Below are 17,904 nucleotides of genomic sequence, written 5' to 3' on the forward strand. Positions count from 1 at the left end.
CGGCTCGCCACCCCTCGTCGTCGGCCGGTCCCGCTACGGGGTGCGCGAGGCCGTGCGGCGCCTGGCCACGACCGCGAGGAGCCCCAGGGAGACGAACAGCGCGGACAGCCCGGCGATGGTCGCGACGTCGGCCCCGGACATCGCGAGCTCGTCCCCCGGCGTCGTGGGGACGGGCGGGGTCGTGGGGACGGACGGCGTCGCCGGGTCGGTCGGGGTCGGCGTCGGGGTGACGTCGGCCGTGTTCGTCACGACGACCTGCGCGACGGACCCGCCGCCGACGACGAGCCGGTTCGTCGTCTGGCCGTCGACCGTGATGGTCGGAGTCCCCCAGGTGATGCCGGCGAGCCCCGGGAGCGCGATCTCCTCGAACGTGACGACGGTCCCCTCGGGCAGGTCCTGCGGCCCGTCCACGGCGGTCCCGTCGGCGGGGACCTGGACGTCCTGGCTGACGGTCGTGCCGCCCAGCTCGTAGGAGTAGCGCACGGTGAACGTGGCGTCGGTGGGGACCTGGGCGGCCCCCTCCCCCGCGAGCGCCTTCGCGATCCGGAACCCGCCGAGCGTGCTGCGGAAGGTGTTCGTCACGGTGACCTGGACGATCCCGGGCTCCCCCGTCCCGATCACGACGTCGGCCGGGACCACGTCCGACCCGCTCCACTCGTAGGAACCGTCGGCGAAGTCGCCGGGCCCCGTGGTGGGCGTCGCCTCGGAGAAGGTGCACGTGGCGCCCACCGGGAACCACGCCTCGCCGCCGTCGACGTCCGGTCGGGCCGTCGCGCCCGCGGCGACGCTCACCGTGCCGGACGTGACCGCGGGGTCGACCGCGACGCCGTCGACGTACGCCCCGGCGGAGCACTGCCAGTCGACGTCGAACGCACGGTCCCCCACGTACCCGCCCTCGGGACCGGACACGACCTTCGTCACGTCGACCGTGCCGAGCAGCGCGTTCGCCAGGCCGATCGTGATGTCCTGGCCCGCCTCCGTGATCTCGAAGACGTTCGTCGCCTCGCCGTCGATCGTGAACACCGGCTCGCCCCACTGCCGGTCCCCGACGTCGACGGGGACGAGGACACCCCCCACGTCCTCGTAGACCCCGTCGAGGTTCTCGACGATCGTGCACGTCTCGCCGACGGGGATGTTGCCGAAGACCGTGACCTCGTCGGCCTTGACGGCCCAGCGCGTCACGAAGACCGCCCCGCCCGGGAGCGTGCAGCGTGCCGACCCGGTGAACACGAGGTTCGTCAGCCCGGACCCGGGGGCGACGGTCTTGGTCACCGTGACCTGACCGACCTCGGTGGGGATCTCGGGTACCTCGTCGTCGCACGGGAAGGCCCAGTTCCACGGGTAGTTGTGGTGCTCGGTGCCCGCGCCGCCCATGACGTGGTCGCCACCGACGAGGATGCGGCCGTTGATGCTCGTGGTCGCGGTGAGGTCGATGTCCGGCCCCATGACCGAACCCATGAACTGGCCGTTCTGGCCGATCGTCACCGTGGTGTCCCCGGTGAAGTTCCACAGGAGGCTCGACGCGAACGCCCCGAACCCTGGGAAGCCGAACGCGTCGACCCGCACCCCGTCGGCGGTGAAGTCCTGCGGTGAGAAGGACACGGGCCCCCCGGTCACGTTGACCACGATCGAGTCGCCGTCGGGGATCGAGTTGAACTGGAGCGCGGTCGCGCCGTTGAGGGTGGTGGCGTCGACCTCGAAGACCTGGAGGCCCGCGTGGGCCGGTACGTCGGGCCCTGCGGTGAAGACGACGGTGTTCCCGGTGCGGGCGGTGGTGCCGTTCGCCGCGAACGCGGCCATCTCGGCCGACACGTCGTCCATCTCGTCCGGGAAGACCGTGGGGTCGTAGGGCAGCAGCGCGCTCGGCCCCATGTTCTCGATGGCGCCCGCCCCGTTGGTCAGCAGCCGCGAGTCGTCGTCGATGAGCCCCCCGACGTGCACCGCTCCGCCCCCGGTCGCGCCCGCACCGACGTCGACGGCCGACGACGGACCGATCGTCAGGGTGCCGCCCACGGCCAGCATGGTCGACCCGGGCGTGGGTACCACCCCGGACCCCGCGCCCACGACGCCGACGTTGAAGATCCCGTTCCGCAGGAAGCTCGCGTCGCCGTGGACGACCATGAGGCCCTCGCTCTCGGCAGCGTTCTCGTTCGCCGTGAAGTCACCGCCGACGTACGTCGCGACGGCGTTGTCGGTGAACAGGGGCGGCCCCACGGTCCCGTCGGTGTCGCCGTCGGGGCACGTCGGCAGCTGCACCGCCGCGGCGGGCGGGACGAACGGGCCGACCGTCGCCGCGCCGAGCGTCAGCGCAGCCGTGATTCCGACGACCGACGCCGCGACGGTCCCGGGACGACGAGAGGGGGAGGGCACGTCGCGTGCCCTCCCCCTCCTCGTGCCGGTGTCCGACGAGGCGCTCAGCCCCAGACGAGCGCCTGCGCCGGGTCCTCGAGGATCTTCGCGACGTCCGCGAGGACGTACGCGCCCAGGGCGCCGTCGACGAGGCGGTGGTCGAAGCTCAGGGCGAGCTGCGTGACCCAGCGCTTCTTGATCTTGCCCTTGTGGACCCACGGCTGCTCGCGGACCGCGCCGAACGCGAGGATCGCGGCCTCGCCCGGGTTGAGGATGGGTGTCCCGGTGTCGATCCCGAACACGCCCACGTTGGTGATGGTGATGGTCCCGTCGGACATGTCGGCGGGCGACGTCTTCCCGGCGCGAGCCGTGGCCGTGAGGTCCGAGAGCCCCTGCGCGAGGCCCTTGAGGTCGAGGCGGTGCGCGTCCTTGATGTTGGGCACCACGAGCCCGCGGGGCGTCGCGGCCGCGATCCCCAGGTTCACGTAGTGCTTGTAGACGATCTCCTGGGCGGCCTCGTCCCAGCTCGCGTTGATCTCCGGGTGGCGGCGCACGGCGAGCAGGAGCGCGCGGGCCGTGATGAGCAGGGGCGTGACGCGCACGTCCTTGAACTCGCGGTCCTCGCGCAGGCGCGCGACGAGCTTCATGGTCTTGGTGACGTCGACCGTGTGGAACTCGGTCACGTGCGGCGCCGTGAACGCGCTCTGCACCATGGCCTCGGCCGTGCGCTTGCGCACGGACTTCACGGGCACGCGCGTCTGGCGCCCGTCCGGGGTCACGGTGGACCCCGCGCCCGCGTCGTTGAGCCAGGGCGAGTCGTCGCCCGCGTACGTCGCGAGCGTGCGGGGCTCGGAGCGCGCGTTGTACGACAGCACGTCCTCGCGCGTGATGATCCCGCCAGGCCCCGTCGCGGGCACCGACGCGAGCTCGACGCCCAGGTCGCGCGCGAGCTTGCGCACGGGGGGCTTGGCGAGGACTGTCCGGCCGGTCGTCGCGGCGGAGACCAGGGCGCGGATCGGGCCCGACGGCGCCGGCCGGGCCTGCTGCGCGGGTGCGGCGGGTGCAGAGGCGGGCGCGGTCCCCCGGCTCGGGTCGGGTGCCGGGGCGGGCTGCACGGACGGTGCGGCGGGGGCGGTGCGCTGCGCCGTCGGGCCTGCGGGTGCTGCGGCCGTCGCGCCGCGGCGCGGGCGTCGCGCGCTCGCCTGCTCGGCGACCCCGTAGCCGACGAGGACCGCACCGCTCCCCTCCGACGGCTCGGCCTCCGGGGACTGCGCCGCAGCCGCGGCGGGAGCCGACGCGGACGGCGCGCCCGTCGGGTCGGTGTCGATCACGATGATCGGCACGCCGACCTCGACCGTGACGCCCTCGTCCGCGAGCAGCTCGGTGACGACGCCCGTGTAGGGCGACGGGAGCTCGACGAGGGACTTGGCCGTCTCGATCTCCACGATCGTCTGGTTGACCGTGACCTCGTCACCCACGGCGACGTGCCACTGCACGATCTCCGCCTCGGTGAGTCCCTCGCCGGCGTCAGGGAGCTTGAACTGCTCGAAGGTGGGCACTGCCTGCTCCTCGTGTGAACTGTGGTCGGGAAGGTCGGTGGGTCGAGGACCCGCTGGGCTGGGGGCCTCAGTACGCCAGGGCGCGGTCGACGGCGTCGAGGACGCGGTCGAGGCTCGGCAGGTACTCGTGCTCGAGCTTCGCGACGGGGTACGGCGTGTGGAAGCCGCCGACGCGCAGCACGGGCGACTCGAGCTCGTAGAAGCACTCCTCGGTCACGCGGGCCGCGATCTCGGCTCCCGAGCCGAGGAACGTCGCGGCCTCGTGCACGACCACGCACCGCCCGGTCCTGCGCACCGAGGCGACGACCGTCGCGGTGTCGAGCGGGGAGATGGTGCGCAGGTCCACGACCTCGATCGAGCGGCCCTCGGTCGCTGCCGCGGCGGCGACCTTGAGCGCGGTCGCGACCGTGGGGCCGTACGCGACGAGCGTCAGGTCCGTGCCCTCGCGCCGCACGACCGCGGAGTTGAGCGTCGCGTCCGCCACGGGGGCGTCGAGCACGACGTCGCCCTTGTCCCAGTAGTGACCCTTGGGCTCGAAGAACAGCACGGGGTCCGGGGACGCGATGGCCTCGCGGATCATCGTGTAGGCGTCCTGGGGCGTCGAGGGGGACACGACGCGCAGGCCCGGGGTGTGGGCGAACAGCGCCTCGGGGCTCTCGCTGTGGTGCTCGACGGCGCCGATCCCGCCACCGAACGGCACGCGGATGACCACGGGCAGGTTCAGGCGTCCGCGCGAGCGGTAGTGCATCTTGGCGAGCTGCGTCGTGATCTGGTCGTAGGCCGGGAAGATGAACCCGTCGAACTGGATCTCGCACACGGGTCGGTAGCCGCGCAGCGCCAGGCCGATCGCGGTCCCGACGATGCCGGACTCGGCGAGCGGGGTGTCGACCACGCGGTCCTCGCCGAAGCTGGCCTGCAGACCGTCGGTCACGCGGAAGACGCCGCCGAGCTTCCCGATGTCCTCCCCCATGAGCAGGACCTTGGGGTCGGCCGCGAGCGAGGCGCGCAGGCCCTCGTTGACGGCCTTGCCCAGCGTGAGCCGGGTCGCGGTGGTGGTGGTCGGCGCGCTCATCGTGCTCCTCCGTGCTGGTCGTGCGTCCGCGACGCGCCGTCGTCCGCGAAGGACGCCTCGTACTCCTCGAACCACCGGCGCTCGGCCGTGACGACCGCGTGCTCGGTCGCGTACACGTGCTCGAACATCGACTCGGTCGACGGGCGGCCCAGGCCGCGCACGAACGTCCGCAGCCGCTCGCCCAGGGCGTCGCCCTCGGCCTCGAGGTCCGCGGCCCACTGCACGTCCCACGCGCCCTCGGCCTCCAGCAGGAGGCGCAGGCGGTCGATGGGGTCCCGACGGCGCCACAGCGCCTCCTGCTCGGAGGTGCGGTAGCGCGTGGGGTCGTCCGAGGTGGTGTGCGCGCCCATGCGGTACGTGTACGCCTCGATGAACGTGGGACCGCCGCCCGACCGCGCCCGCTCGAGCGCCTCGGCCGTCGCGGCGTAGCACGCGAGGACGTCGTTGCCGTCGACGCGCAGGCTCGGGATGCCGAACCCGTGCGCGCGCTGGTGGATGGGCACGCGCGACTGCTTGGTCGTGGGCTCCGAGATGGCCCACTGGTTGTTCTGGCAGAAGAAGACGACCGGGGACTCGTTGACCGCGGCGAAGACGAGGGCCTCGCTCACGTCGCCCTGGGACGTGGCGCCGTCGCCGAAGTAGGTCACGACCGCGGCGTCCTTGGTCGCGTCCCCCGTGCCGACGAGGCCGTCGCGCTGGATGCCCATCGCGTAGCCCGTCGCGTGCAGCGTGTGCGAGCCGATCACGAGCGTGTACAGGTGGAAGTTGTGCGCCTCCGGGTCCCAGCCGCCGTGGTCGATGCCGCGGAACTGGCGCAGGATGTCGGCCACGTCGACGCCGCGCGTCCAGGCGACCCCGTGCTCGCGGTAGGACGGGAAGACGTAGTCCTGCGGGGCCAGCGCGCGACCCGAGCCGATCTGCGCGGCCTCCTGCCCGAGCGCCTGGGGGAAGAGCCCGAGCTCGCCCTGGCGCTGCAGCGACGTCGACTCGTCGTCGAAGCGGCGGGTCAGGACCATGTCGCGGTACAGGCCGCGCAGGGCGTCGGCGTCGAGGTGAGCCACCCGCTCGCGGTAGGCCGCGTTGTCCGGGGTCTCGACCCGCACCCCGGCGGGGGTCAGGAGCTGGAGCAGGTCCGCGTCGACGGGAAGGTCCGCCCCGGTGTCCGGCGAGCCCACGAGCGGGTCGCCGGCAGGCTCGGCTGCGAGGTCGGCCGCGGGGGCGGTGTGCTGCTGGTTCACGCGTTCTCCTTCGGTGCGGCCCGAGGCGTGAGCCCGGGTCGCTCGGGGGCGGTCCTCGGTCGTCTCCAACCGAACCTACGACACCGTAGCTTACGCAAGCGTAGGCTACGAGGCCCTCGGCTCCTCCGCCATTGGAGGACAAACCTTCCCCGCACGTCTTTGGAGGTTCCCTCCAAGCGAGCGTCCGCGTCTCCCCCCGAACCAGGGCGTCACGGACGGATCGGTTGGCGCAACCCGTCAGAATCCCGCGCCCGGACGAGGACGCGCGCCCGCCCGCTCCCGGCCTCGCGCTCACCCCGGCGGGTACACCCCGGGGTAGCCCCCGCGTGCACGCAGCGCGTCCCGCTCCCGCGTCACGGGCCACGTCGAGAACGCGAACACCAGGAACATCACGATGTTCAGCAGCGGCACGATCCCCACCAGGACCCACCACCCCGAGTACCCGGCCTTGCGGATGATCTGGATGTACGCGATCAGGAAGATGACGGCGACCGCGGCCCACAGGATCAGGCCCGCCGTGCCGAACAACCAGGCGTACTCGTCCGGGATCTCGTCGACCGTGGGAGTGTCCATACCGGGAGTCTTCTCCCGGGCGGACACCTCGGCAACAGGTGGCGACCGGTACCCGTCAGCGCCAGCCCGCCGCGACCTTCAGGAACGCCTCGGTCGCCTCCTCCTCGCCCACGCTCACCCGGATGCCCTCGCCCGCGAAAGGACGCACCAGCAGCCCGGCGGCCGACGCGCCCGCGGCGAGCTCCGCCGTCGGGCCGCCCAGCGGGAACCACACGAAGTTCGCCTGCGTCTCCGGCAGGTCCCACCCCTGGTCGCGCAGCCCCTCGACCAGGCGCTCGCGCCGCGAGACCAGGTGCTCGACGCGCTCGAGCAGCTCGTCCTTGACCGACAGCGCCGCCAGGGCCGCGCGCTGCGCGACGTGCGAGACGCCGAACGGCGTCGACACCGCGCGGACGCCCGCCGCGAGCGCGGGCTCGGCGACCGCGTAGCCCACGCGCAGCCCCGCCAGGCCGTAGGCCTTGGAGAGCGTGCGCAGCAGCACCACGTTGGGGTGCGCCGCGAGGACAGCGAGGCCGTCGGGCGCCTGCGGGTCGCGCACGAACTCGAGGTAGGCCTCGTCGAGGACCACCAGGACGTCGCCCGGCACGGACGCGAGGAACGTCGCGAGCTCGCCCGCGTGCACCACCGGGCCCGTCGGGTTGTTGGGCGTGCAGACCAGGACCACGCGGGTCCGGTCGCTGATCGCCGCGGCCATCGCGGGCAGGTCGAGGCGACCGTCCTGCGTCACGGGCACGCGCACCGAGGTGCCGCCCGCGACCGCGACCGCGATCGGGTACGCCTCGAACGAGCGCCACGGGTAGACGACCTCGTCGCCCGCGTCGACCACGGCCGACAGGATGTGCGCGAGCACGGCCACCGAGCCGTTGCCCACGACGACCTGCGACGCGTCGACCCCCAGGTCCGTGGCGAGCGCCTCCGTCAGGTCGGTCGCGTACATGTCGGGGTAGCGGTTGGTGTCGGCCGCCGCGTCGACGACCGCCGCGACCACCGCGGCGGGCGGCGGGTACGGGTTCTCGTTGGACGACAGCTTGAACGCGCTCGACCCCGGCGCGAGCCGCGCCCCCGGCACGTAGGCCGGCAGCGCGGCGACGGCGGGACGCAGGGGGACACGGGAGGTCTGGGGGGGCAGCTCGGTCACGCCCCCAGGATGCCACTGTCCCCCGCCGCCCGACGGCGCCGCCCACCTCCCGGGCCCACGCACCGGCCCGGGGAGCGCGGCGCGCGCCGGGCACGACCCACCCCTCGACGGCGTGGCCCCGCGGTCCCGTGGACAGGGATGGCAGGATGACATGCATGAGCTTCGTCATCCGCGTCATCGTCACCGGCATCGCGATCTGGCTCACGAGCCTGTTCATCGACGACCACTTCGCGATCGTCGGCTCCGACACCGTCGGCGGCCAGATCGTCATCGTCCTGGCCGTGGCCCTCATCTACTCGCTCGTCAACGCGATCATCAAGCCGATCGTGCAGATCATCTCGATCCCGCTCTACATCCTCACGCTCGGCCTGTTCACGCTCGTGGTGAACGCCCTGATGCTGATGCTCACGGCGTGGATCACCGAGCAGACCGACTGGGGCATCCGCATCGAGGGCGGGTTCTGGTGGGCGCTGCTCGCCGCGCTCATCATCGGCGTGCTGAACTTCGCGATCTCCGCGGTCGTCGCGCCCAAGTCACGGGTCTGACCGTGCGGGCCTGACCGTGGGGCCTGACCGTGCGGGCCTGACCGTGGGGGCCTGACCGTGCGGGCCCGCCGGTCAGTCGGTCCGCGCGCGCACGAGCCCCGACTCGTAGGCGAGCACCACGGCCTGCAACCGGTCGCGGACCCCGAGCTTGGCGAGGATGCGCCCCACGTGGGTCTTGACGGTCGTCTCCGACAGGAAGAGCCGGTCGGCGATCTCCGCGTTCGACAGGCCCTCCGCGATGCAGTGCAGCACGTCCGTCTCGCGCGGCGTGAGACCCGCCAGCCGGGGATGCGTCGCGCCGGCGGCCGGGGCCGCGCCGGACTCCGGGAACCGGTCGGCGAACAGCTCGAGCATGCGCCGCGTCACCCGCGCCGAGACCACGGCGTCCCCCGAGGCCACCGTCCGGACCGCCGTCACGAGCTCGGCGGGACCCGCGTCCTTGAGCAGGAAGCCGCTCGCCCCGGCCCGCAACGCCGCGAACGCGTACTCGTCCAGGTCGAACGTCGTCAGGACGAGGACCCGGACGCCGGGATGCTCCGCGACGATGTCCCGGGTCGCGTCGATGCCGTTGACGCCGGGCATGCGCACGTCCATGACGACGACGTCCGGCCGCAACGCCCGGACCTGGTCGACCGCGCTCCCCCCGTCGGCCGCCTCGCCGACGACCTCGACACCCTCCGCGCTCTCCAGCAGGAGCCGGAAGCCCATGCGGACCAGCGCCTGGTCGTCGACCAGCAGGACCTTCGTCATGCGACTCCCTCGTTCAGCGGCAGGACCGCACGGACCTGCCATCCTGCCCCGTTCCGCCCCGCCTCGACCGTCCCGCCGAACACCGCGGCGCGCTCACGCATCCCGACGAGCCCGCGCTGCGCCCCGTGGGCCGGCTCGACGGGGACCGTGGGGCCGCCGTCGGTCACGACGACCTCGACGTGCTCCCGGCCCCGGGTGACCCCCACCTCGACCGCAGGCGTGCCCGGCGCGTGCCGCAGCACGTTGGTCAAGGCCTCCTGGACCATCCGGTAGACGGCGAGCTGCATGCTCGCGTCGAGGCCGTCGAGGCCTGCGTCGGTCAGGCCCGACGCCGTGACCGGCAGGTCGGCCGTGCGGAAGCGCTCGACGAGCGCGGTCAGGTCGGGGGTGCCCGGCTGAGGTTCGAGCGGCGCGCCCCCGACGGTGCTCGCCGGCGTCCCCACGTCGCTCGTCGGCGCCCCCGCAGCGGCCACCGGCCCGTCGGCACCGTCGCCGTCGTCGTCGTGCAGGACGTCCAGGACGCGCCGCATGTCGCCGAGCGCCGAGCGTCCCGTCGCGACGAGCTCGTCGAGCGCGGTGCGTGACCGGTCGGGCGCCCAGTCGATCGCGGCGGCCGCACCCCCGCCGAGCGCGACCATGACCGAGATGCTGTGCGCGACGACGTCGTGCATCTCGCGCGCGATGCGCGCCCGCTCCGCCGCCTGCGCCAACCGCTCGCGCTGCTCCAGGTCCCGCGCGAGCGCGTTGGCGGCGTCCACGAACGCCGCGACGTGCAGCCGACGGTTGCGCACGCTCGTCCCCAGCGCGACCGCGAGGAGCGCGAGCACCAGGACGGGGACCGCGGTCTGGTACCAGACCGCGCTCTGGAGGAAGGCCCCCACCCGCCCGGCCGCGGCCTCGGCGGCGTCCCCCGGGTCGAGCCCCATGCTGATGGCGCCCACCGTCGTCGCCAGGGGCAGCAGGCGGGCACCGACCAGCAGGGCGGCCACCGACGCGGCGCACACGGCCCACGTCACGACCGGCCGCCTCGACCGCGCGACCGCGTACAGGGCGATCGCGACCCCCACCTCGAAGCCCGACGTCGCCCCCGTGGCCGCGAGCGCCGCCACGCCCAGGACGCTCATGACCACGGCCACGAGAACCGGACGGCGACGCCGCCAGCACAGCGCCACCGCCCCGCACACCGTGAGCGCCAGCGACGTGAGCTGCATCTGCAGGACCTGCTCCCCGCCCAGGTAGGCGTGCAGGACGTACATCGAGTCCGCGCCCAGGCCCATGAGCGACGCCCAGGCGGCGAAGCACACGACGAGCAGCACGTCCACGACGACCGGGTGCCGCACCAGGTACCGGCGGACCGGCCCCAGCCGGCGCGCGGACAGCTCGGTGAAGACCGGGGGCGGTGCAGACGTCTCGTTGCTCATGCTCTCTCCTCACCACGAGCCACCCGCCCGGGGGCGGTGCCGCGCTGGGGGCGGGTACCACGCTCAGGCGTCCCGACGACGCAGGAGCACCCCGGCGACGGCGAGCACCACGACGACCCACACGAGCAGTACACCGTAGCCGCCCCAGGGGGACAGCGCCGTGCTGCTCGACGTGGTGATCACCGAACCGACGGCCTCCGACTGGAGCAACCGGCTGCCCGCGCTCGACGGCAGGTACGTGACGAACGTCTGGACCGGTCCCCACGGGATCGCGGCGAGCCCGTTCTCCACGACGAGCAGGAGGCCGAGCACGATCGTGACGCCCCCGGCCGAGCTCCGCACGATCGTGCCGATGCCGAACGCGAGCGCCGTCACGGCCGCCAGGTAGAGCGGGACGCCCAGGACGATCCGGGCGTCCTCCGCCCGTGCGAGGTCCACCGACATGCCGGTCGCGTCGAACCACGCGGCGCCGGCCGCCCACGCGAGCGCGACCCCGGCGAGCGAGGCCACCGCCACGGCGCCTACCGTGACCACGAGCTTGGCCCCCAGGGCCGGCACGCGGGCCGGCGCGGCCGCGAGCGTCGACCGGATCTGCCCCGTCCCGTACTCCCCCGTGACGGCGAGCACGCCCAGCGTGCAGAACGCGAGCTGGGACAGCACCACCCCGGACGTCACGTACACGGCCCCGACCAGGCCCGGGCTCCCGACCGCCTCCGGGACCTGGGCGATGCTCGTCATCCGCGACGCGGCGAGCGCGGGCAGGAACAGCAGGCCGACGCCGAGGACCCACCAGCTCGACCGGAGCGAACGGAGCTTGGTCCACTCGGCCGCGACGAGCCGGCCGAAGGTCGCCGGGCGGACGGGCACGAGCCGGGACGGTGTGCCGACGGGCCCTGCGGCGGGCCCCCCGGGGGCGGGCGTGGCCGGGGCGGACCCAGCCGGGCCGAGGGTCGTCGGTCCGGCGGGCGCGCTGGTGGCGGACGCGCTGGTGGCGGGCGTGGTCATCGAGAGCCTCCGAGGCTGGCGCGGCCCGGCGCGGGAGCGCCGGGGACGGGGGTCGAGCGGTACTCGACCGCGTCGGCGGTCAAGCGCAGGTAGGCGTCCTCGAGCGAGGTCCGCACGGGGGCGAGCTCGTGGACGGCGACCCCGACGGTCGCCGCGGCGGCGACCACCTCCGGGGCCGTGCACCCCGTCACGTCGAGCACGTCACGCTCCACGGACGTGACACCCACGCCCGGGCGACGACGCAGCTCCCGTTCGAGCTCCGCGGTCATGGGCGTCCTGACCCTGACCGTGGCCGTCTGGGCCCGGGCCACGATCTCCGCCAGGGGGGCGTCGGCGATCACACGGCCACGGCCGAGGACGACGAGGTGGTCCGCCGTGAGCGCCATCTCGCTCATGAGGTGCGAGGACAGCAGCACGGTCCGCCCCTCGGCCGCCAGACCGCGCAGCAGCGTGCGCACCCACAGCACGCCCTCGGGGTCCAGCCCGTTGACGGGCTCGTCGAGGATCAGCGTCCGAGGATCACCGAGCAGCGCCGACGCGATCCCGAGGCGCTGCCCCATGCCGAGCGAGAACGTCCCCGCACGCCTGCGTGCCACGGGCCCGAGCCCCGTGGACTCGATCACCTCCTCGACGCGGCGGCGCCCGAGCCCGTGCGTCCTCGCCTGGGCGAGCAGGTGGTCCCTGGCCGACCTTCCCGGGTGCACCGCCCGCGCGTCGAGCAGGCTGCCCACCTCCCCCAACGGGGCGCGGTGCCGTGCGTAGGGTGCGCCGTTGACCGTGACCGTCCCGGCCGTCGGCCGGTCCAGACCGACGATCATCCGCATGGTCGTCGACTTCCCCGCACCGTTGGGCCCCAGGAACCCGGTGACCACCCCGGGCCGGACCGTGAACGAGACGTCGTCGACCGCCGTCTTCTCCCCGTACCTCTTCGTCAGGCCTGCTGCCTGGATCATGTGCGTGCTCCTCCGTCGGTGACCTCCTCAACGTAGGAGGGCAGCCCCCTGCCCGGGACGTCCACAGGGACGAGATCCCGCGGCGCGCAGGGTCCTCCCTTCGGAGGACCCTCACGGACCGTCCCGCCTCCGCCCCGCCCCGCCCCGCGCCTCCCTGCGGGCCGACGCCTGCGGCGGCAGCCGGCGACGTCACGGCGGTGCGACGGCGAGCGGGGCGAGCGCCCCGCGGAAGTAGCGCTCCTCGACGCGCCTCCCGGAGACCGCTCGCTCGATCGCGTCGAGGTTGTCCGCGAGTCCTGGCTGGCCGACCTCGCGGGCGCGGCCCAGGACGTCGACGTGGAACGGCACGCCGTGCGGGACCACGGCCCTGGTCTCGGGCGCCCCGGCGGCGTCGAGGTCCGCCCGGACCGTGACGCGGTCGGGGCCGACCGGGTTGTCGGTGCCGTCGAGCTGGGAGATCACCTCCTGCTCGATCTCGACGTGCGTCCCGCGCACCGTCGTGGGCAGCGTCGCCCCGCCGACGGGCGCGCCGGCCGTCAGGACGTGTCGGACGTCGTAGCGGGGGCCTCCACCCGCGCGGCCCGCTCCCGCCCCGGTCGCCGCGGCCGCGACGGCCATCGCGACCATGCCGCCCTGCGAGTGGCCGACGAGCACGACCTCCTCCCCCTCGGGGATCTCGGCCTGACGCATCGCGGCGAGGACGTGCGCGGTGCTGTCGGCGTCGTCCCCCTGCACCAGGTCGAAGTTGGAGGTCATGCTGAACGGCGTCGTCGCGCTGCCGAGCTGGGTGCCCGGCACGGTCACGACCCAGGTGGCCTTCTCGTCCTCGTCGACGTACTTCTCGACCGACACGACCGAGTCCGGGAGGCCGTTGCCCTTGCCGTAGACCACGTCGATCCCGGACAGGAGGTCCTCGGCGCTGTGCGCGACGGGCTTGCTGAAGCCGGCGGGCAGGGCGTCGCCGGTCAGCTCGGTCGTGACGACGGCCGGGGCGAACCTCCGCCGGTAGGACTCGGTCATGCCCCGCAGCATCCCGGCGGCCTCTCCCACGGCCGAGCGGTCCTCGAGGTCGGGCACCGGGTTCACGCGCGCGAGGAAGGTGCTCAGGTCACGGACGGCCTCGTCGTGGTAGGCCGCAGAGCCCCGGACGAACCGCTCCCAGCGGACGCCCTGCCCTGCCGCCGCCCACACCGCGACGTCCACCAGCCCCGCGCCCACGGCCAGCACGACCCCGGTGCCCGGTACGCGCGCGGCCCACGACAGGAAGCCCTCGACGCCGGACTCGCTCTCCTCGTAGATCCCTGCGGCCTTGCGGAGCCTGTCGACCAGCCCGTCGAGCCGGCGTCCGGCGATCAGCAGCGCGTCGGTGCAGGCGGCGATCTCCTCGAGCAGCGCGGAGCGGGCCGCGGCGACCTCCGGCGGGACGGGGGTCCACGACGCGGGGAGCCCCGGGTCGAGCGACGGGTGGCACGCGGCCCTCCCACCCGCCCAGGCCACCGAGGACGGCGGCGGGTCGAGGATCCCGCTGACCAGCCCGTGCGCGCGTCGGCCGTGAGCGAGGGCGGCCTCGACCCGCAGCACGGCCTCGGTCACGACCGCGGCGGCCGCCACCAGGTCGGCCGTCTCGACGCTCGTCACTCCCCCGGAGACGACGATCCCCGCGGTCGGGTCCGGCGGGCGGCTCATCGCAGGCTCGCCTCGGCGTTCGCGGCGTCGACGGCCCGGAGGTACCGGACGGCCGCCCCGACGGCCCGGTCGGCCTCGATGTCCGCCCGGCGCAGCGCGTCCACCGCATCGGCGACGAGGTCGCGGTACCCGTCCGACGCCTTGCCCTTCCACGCGACGTCGGCGCTCCTGCGCACCAGCGCGACGGCCTGGGCCGCCTGGTCCGCCGCGCGCTGCAGCTCGGGGCGGGGATCGGCGGCGTCGAGCGTGGAGGCCCAGGAGGGGGGCGAGGCGAGGGTCGACATGCCGCAGACCGTAGGGCGTGCCGACCCCGTCCTGGCAGCCCGCGCACCTTCCTGTGGGCGGGAGGATCACGTGCTGGGCCTGTGCACGGCCAGGTCCGCCACGGCCCGTGGCAGGGCGGGGAGACGACCGCGAGACGCCCGCTCCGCCGTCGGGCACGCGTGGGAGAATGGCGCCATGCCTACGGACTCCGCCGACTCCGCCGCGCCTGTGACCACCACCCAGCGCGCCACGCTCGCCGACATCACCCCGCCCATCGCCCTGGGCCCGCTCGACGGGCGCTACCGCGGCGCGGTCGCGCCCCTGGTCGACCACCTGAGCGAGGCCGCGCTCAACCGCGAGCGCCTCCACGTCGAGGTCGAGTGGCTCATCCGTCTCACCGAGGGCCCCGTGGTCCCGGGCGCGCCCACGCTGAGCGACGCCGAGAAGGCGTACCTGCGCGCGATCGTCACGGACTTCGACGCCGCGGGCATCGCCGAGCTGGGGGAGATCGAGCGCGTCACGGTGCACGACGTCAAGGCGATCGAGTACTACATCAAGCGTCGCCTCGAGGCCGCCCCGGGCGCCCTGGGCGAGGGCACGGTCCTGCCGTCGGCGGGCGAGCTGGTGCACTTCGCGTGCACGAGCGAGGACATCAACAACCTGTCGTACGCGCTCATGGTGCAGGGCGCGGTGCGCGACGTGTGGCTGCCCGCCGCGACGGCCCTCACGGACCAGCTCGCGGACATGGCGCGCGAGCACGCGGCCGTCCCGCTGCTGAGCCGCACGCACGGCCAGCCGGCGACGCCGTCCACCCTGGGCAAGGAGCTCGCGGTGCTCGCGCACCGCCTGCGCCGCCAGCTGCGCCGCATCGAGGGCGCCGAGTACCTCGGCAAGCTCAACGGCGCGACGGGCACCTACGGTGCGCACACGGTCGCGGTCCCGGGCGTCGACTGGCCGGCCGTCTCGAAGTCCTTCGTGGAGGGCCTCGGCCTCACGTGGAACCCGCTGACGACGCAGATCGAGTCGCACGACTGGCAGGCCGAGCTCTACAGCGACATGGCCCGCTTCAACCGCATCCTCCACAACCTCAGCACCGACGTGTGGACGTACATCTCGCTCGGCTTCTTCAAGCAGATCCCGGTGCCGGGCGCGACGGGGTCGTCGACCATGCCGCACAAGGTCAACCCGATCCGCTTCGAGAACGCCGAGGCGAACCTCGAGATCTCCTGCGCGCTGCTCGACACGCTCGCCTCGACGCTCGTGACGTCGCGCCTCCAGCGCGACCTCACGGACTCGACGACGCAGCGCAACATCGGCCCGGCGTTCGGCCACTCGCTGCTCGCGGTGGACAACGTCTCGCGCGGCCTGCGCGCCCTCGCGGTCAACGCGGACCTGCTCGCCGCAGACCTCGACGCCAACTGGGAGGTGCTCGGTGAGCCCATCCAGTCGGCCATGCGCGCGGCGTCGGTCGCGGGCGTCCCCGGCATGGAGAACCCGTACGAGCGCCTCAAGGACCTCACGCGCGGGCACCGCCTGACGGGCGAGGAGATGCGGGAGTTCGTCCAGGGCCTCGGCCTGCCCGACGACGTCACGCGCCGCCTCACGGACCTCACCCCGGGCACGTACACGGGCATCGCGGAGCAGCTCGTGGGCGAGTACCTGGACTGACCGGGGTACCCAGGTGCCGAGAACGGGGTTGAGGTCGTCATCCGACGGATGACGACCTCAACCCCGTTCTCGTCCGCGGGCGACCGGTCAGGTCGGCGTGCCGAGCAGCGCGCGGTGCGCGGCGCGCACCTCGGCGAGCTCGTCGAGCCGGTTCACGACCCAGCGCGCGGCGACGACCGCGAGCAGCGCGCAGCCGACCAGGGCGAGGACGTTGCCCGCGTCCACGGCCTCGGCGTTCACGTTCCCCGACCAGAACAGCCCTGAGCGCCCGAGCCCGACACCCACGACTCCCCCCAGCAGGACGGGAACGGCTTGCCGGGTCCGCGACCAGAGCGCCGCGCCGGCCAGGACGGCGACGACCGGTGCGACGAACCCCCCGAGGGTCCACGCGCTCCCGTACGGAGCCACCCACCACGGGGCGCCGTTCCAGGCGTTGTCGGGCGCGATCACCATGACGTACGCGCCGAGGGCGCCGACCACGGCCCCCGCCGTCCCGGCCGCTCGGCCCCACCGGCGCCCCGGTGCCAGGCGACGGTCGTGCTCCGCGACGACCACCGCGTGCGCGACCAGCCCGAGGACCCACCCGGCCTCGAGGTAGGCGGTGTGCTCGCGCCCCGACCCCACGAGCACCACGAGCGTCACGAGCCCCGCGACAGCCGCGGCCGCGACCAGTGCGCGGCCCGTGCGGGCGAGGCCCGCGAGCACCGCGACGACCCCGACGCACCAGACCGCCCAGGTCGGCGCCAGGGGCGTGACCTGCAGGAGGAGCGGTGCGCCGTCACCACCCAGGGTCCAGGCGGCGTGGGCGAGCGCCCTCGCCGCATGGATCCCGAGGACCGCCGGGAGCAGCACGGTCAGCAGGCCGGTCGCGGCGCGGCGCTGCCGGGCGGTCGATCCGAGCGGCGCGAGCAGCCACTCCCTCGCGGCGGCGCGCAGCAGGTCGGTGCGCTCGGCCGGTGTCGGGCGGGACTGGCCCGGCGCGGCGCCGTCGAGCAGGTGCCCGAGCACCTCGGTGCCGTGGTCGCGGCGATAGGCGAACGGGAAGAGACGCACCAGGCGGCGGTAGTCACGGACGAGCACGGGCGCGACGGGCAGGGCCTGGTCGGTCTGGCCGTGCTCGGCGCCGGCGGCCGTCATGCGGGCACCGGTCCTGCACCCAGGCCCGACGGCGCTGCCCCCGTCGTGCGTCCGGGCGCGGCGGTTCGTGGGCTGCGTCGGGCGCCCAGGCGTTCCAGGGCGCGGCGGGCCTGGGCCTCGGCCCGGTGCGCCTCGGCCTCGAGCCGCACCCCGCCCTCGGTCGTGAGCCGGTAGTACCGGCGCAGGCGGGAGTCGACGACCTCCTCGTGGTCGACCTCGACGAGCCCTGCGGCGACGAGCCGGTCGATCGCGCCGTAGAGGGTCCCGACGCGCAGGGTGATGCGGCCCTCCGAGCTGGCCTCGACGTCCTTGGCGATGCCGTAGCCGTGCAGCGGGCCGGTCGCGAGCGCCGACAGGACGAGGAACGCGGGTTCCTGGAGCGGTTTGGATGCCATGCCGAGGAACATACTCTCGCCACGAATCCATCGGAATCCGACACGCCGGCCCCGGCGCCCGGAGCACTCACCCCCGGTTCGCCGCGCCGAGAACGGGGTTGAGGTCGCGATCCGTCGAATGGCGACCTCAACCCCGTTCTCGGCAGCGGCC

The 17,904-nt window shown here is 74.1% G+C and carries 16 protein-coding genes; 2 read left to right on the top strand and 14 right to left on the bottom strand.

Going from position 1 to position 17,904, the window contains the following annotated elements:
- Positions 1-33: 33 nt before the first annotated feature.
- The 6 genes from NHG27_RS04900 to hisC all read right to left on the bottom strand — a co-directional run bounded on the left by NHG27_RS04900 (position 34) and on the right by hisC (position 7,920).
- On the bottom strand, positions 34-2,370 hold the full coding sequence (locus NHG27_RS04900) for a choice-of-anchor A family protein (protein WP_497014949.1): 2,337 nt from the start codon (positions 2,368-2,370) through the stop codon (positions 34-36).
- Between the two features lie 44 nt (positions 2,371-2,414).
- Complete coding sequence (locus tag NHG27_RS04905) at positions 2,415-3,908, bottom strand: dihydrolipoamide acetyltransferase family protein (RefSeq protein WP_497014950.1); 1,494 nt, start codon at positions 3,906-3,908, stop codon at positions 2,415-2,417.
- Positions 3,909-3,975: 67 nt separating this feature from the next.
- Complete coding sequence (locus NHG27_RS04910; protein WP_193719069.1) at positions 3,976-4,980, bottom strand: alpha-ketoacid dehydrogenase subunit beta; 1,005 nt, start codon at positions 4,978-4,980, stop codon at positions 3,976-3,978.
- On the bottom strand, positions 4,977-6,155 hold the full coding sequence (pdhA, locus tag NHG27_RS04915; RefSeq protein ID WP_497015024.1) for a pyruvate dehydrogenase (acetyl-transferring) E1 component subunit alpha: 1,179 nt from the start codon (positions 6,153-6,155) through the stop codon (positions 4,977-4,979). Before pdhA ends, NHG27_RS04910 begins: the two co-directional genes overlap by 4 nt.
- A gap of 354 nt (positions 6,156-6,509) precedes the next feature.
- A complete protein-coding gene (locus NHG27_RS04920; RefSeq protein ID WP_193719071.1) occupies positions 6,510-6,791 on the bottom strand; it encodes a DUF805 domain-containing protein in 282 nt (93 codons plus the stop codon).
- Positions 6,792-6,846: 55 nt separating this feature from the next.
- Positions 6,847-7,920 (bottom strand): histidinol-phosphate transaminase, encoded by a 1,074-nt coding sequence (hisC, locus tag NHG27_RS04925; RefSeq protein WP_497015025.1) that lies wholly within the window; start codon positions 7,918-7,920, stop codon positions 6,847-6,849.
- 164 nt (positions 7,921-8,084) lie between these two features.
- Between hisC and NHG27_RS04930 the strand changes: the two genes are divergently transcribed.
- On the top strand, positions 8,085-8,474 hold the full coding sequence (locus tag NHG27_RS04930) for a phage holin family protein (protein ID WP_193719073.1): 390 nt from the start codon (positions 8,085-8,087) through the stop codon (positions 8,472-8,474).
- Between the two features lie 72 nt (positions 8,475-8,546).
- Here NHG27_RS04930 and NHG27_RS04935 read toward each other — a convergent pair whose 3' ends face one another.
- The 6 genes from NHG27_RS04935 to NHG27_RS04960 all read right to left on the bottom strand — a co-directional run bounded on the left by NHG27_RS04935 (position 8,547) and on the right by NHG27_RS04960 (position 14,573).
- A complete protein-coding gene (locus NHG27_RS04935) occupies positions 8,547-9,224 on the bottom strand; it encodes a response regulator transcription factor (RefSeq protein WP_193719074.1) in 678 nt (225 codons plus the stop codon).
- On the bottom strand, positions 9,221-10,645 hold the full coding sequence (locus NHG27_RS04940; protein WP_497014951.1) for a sensor histidine kinase: 1,425 nt from the start codon (positions 10,643-10,645) through the stop codon (positions 9,221-9,223). The genes NHG27_RS04935 and NHG27_RS04940 overlap by 4 nt, the downstream gene beginning before the upstream one ends.
- Positions 10,646-10,708: 63 nt before the next feature.
- The gene (locus tag NHG27_RS04945; protein ID WP_497014952.1) at positions 10,709-11,650 is read right to left on the bottom strand and encodes an ABC transporter permease subunit; all 942 of its coding nucleotides are present in this window, start codon (positions 11,648-11,650) and stop codon (positions 10,709-10,711) included.
- Positions 11,647-12,603 carry an ABC transporter ATP-binding protein gene (locus NHG27_RS04950; protein WP_193719077.1) on the bottom strand — a complete coding sequence of 319 codons (957 nt, stop codon included), beginning with the start codon at positions 12,601-12,603 and terminating at the stop codon, positions 11,647-11,649. Before NHG27_RS04950 ends, NHG27_RS04945 begins: the two co-directional genes overlap by 4 nt.
- A 189-nt stretch (positions 12,604-12,792) precedes the next feature.
- On the bottom strand, positions 12,793-14,289 hold the full coding sequence (locus NHG27_RS04955; protein ID WP_497014953.1) for a hypothetical protein: 1,497 nt from the start codon (positions 14,287-14,289) through the stop codon (positions 12,793-12,795).
- The gene (locus NHG27_RS04960; protein WP_497014954.1) at positions 14,286-14,573 is read right to left on the bottom strand and encodes a hypothetical protein; all 288 of its coding nucleotides are present in this window, start codon (positions 14,571-14,573) and stop codon (positions 14,286-14,288) included. Before NHG27_RS04960 ends, NHG27_RS04955 begins: the two co-directional genes overlap by 4 nt.
- A gap of 175 nt (positions 14,574-14,748) precedes the next feature.
- Between NHG27_RS04960 and purB the strand changes: the two genes are divergently transcribed.
- Positions 14,749-16,221: an adenylosuccinate lyase gene (purB, locus tag NHG27_RS04965; protein WP_497014955.1), complete on the top strand. Its 1,473-nt coding sequence runs from the start codon at positions 14,749-14,751 to the stop codon at positions 16,219-16,221.
- An 87-nt stretch (positions 16,222-16,308) separates the two neighbouring features.
- Here purB and NHG27_RS04970 read toward each other — a convergent pair whose 3' ends face one another.
- Both NHG27_RS04970 and NHG27_RS04975 read right to left on the bottom strand, forming a co-directional pair.
- Positions 16,309-17,358, bottom strand: a complete 1,050-nt coding sequence (locus NHG27_RS04970; protein ID WP_497014956.1) for a hypothetical protein — start codon at positions 17,356-17,358, stop codon at positions 16,309-16,311.
- Entirely contained in the window at positions 17,355-17,753 is a 399-nt protein-coding gene (locus NHG27_RS04975) for a PadR family transcriptional regulator (protein ID WP_193719082.1), read from the bottom strand. Before NHG27_RS04975 ends, NHG27_RS04970 begins: the two co-directional genes overlap by 4 nt.
- Positions 17,754-17,904 lie beyond the last annotated feature (151 nt).

The sequence above is a fragment of the Oerskovia sp. 140933 genome, assembly GCF_059651515.1.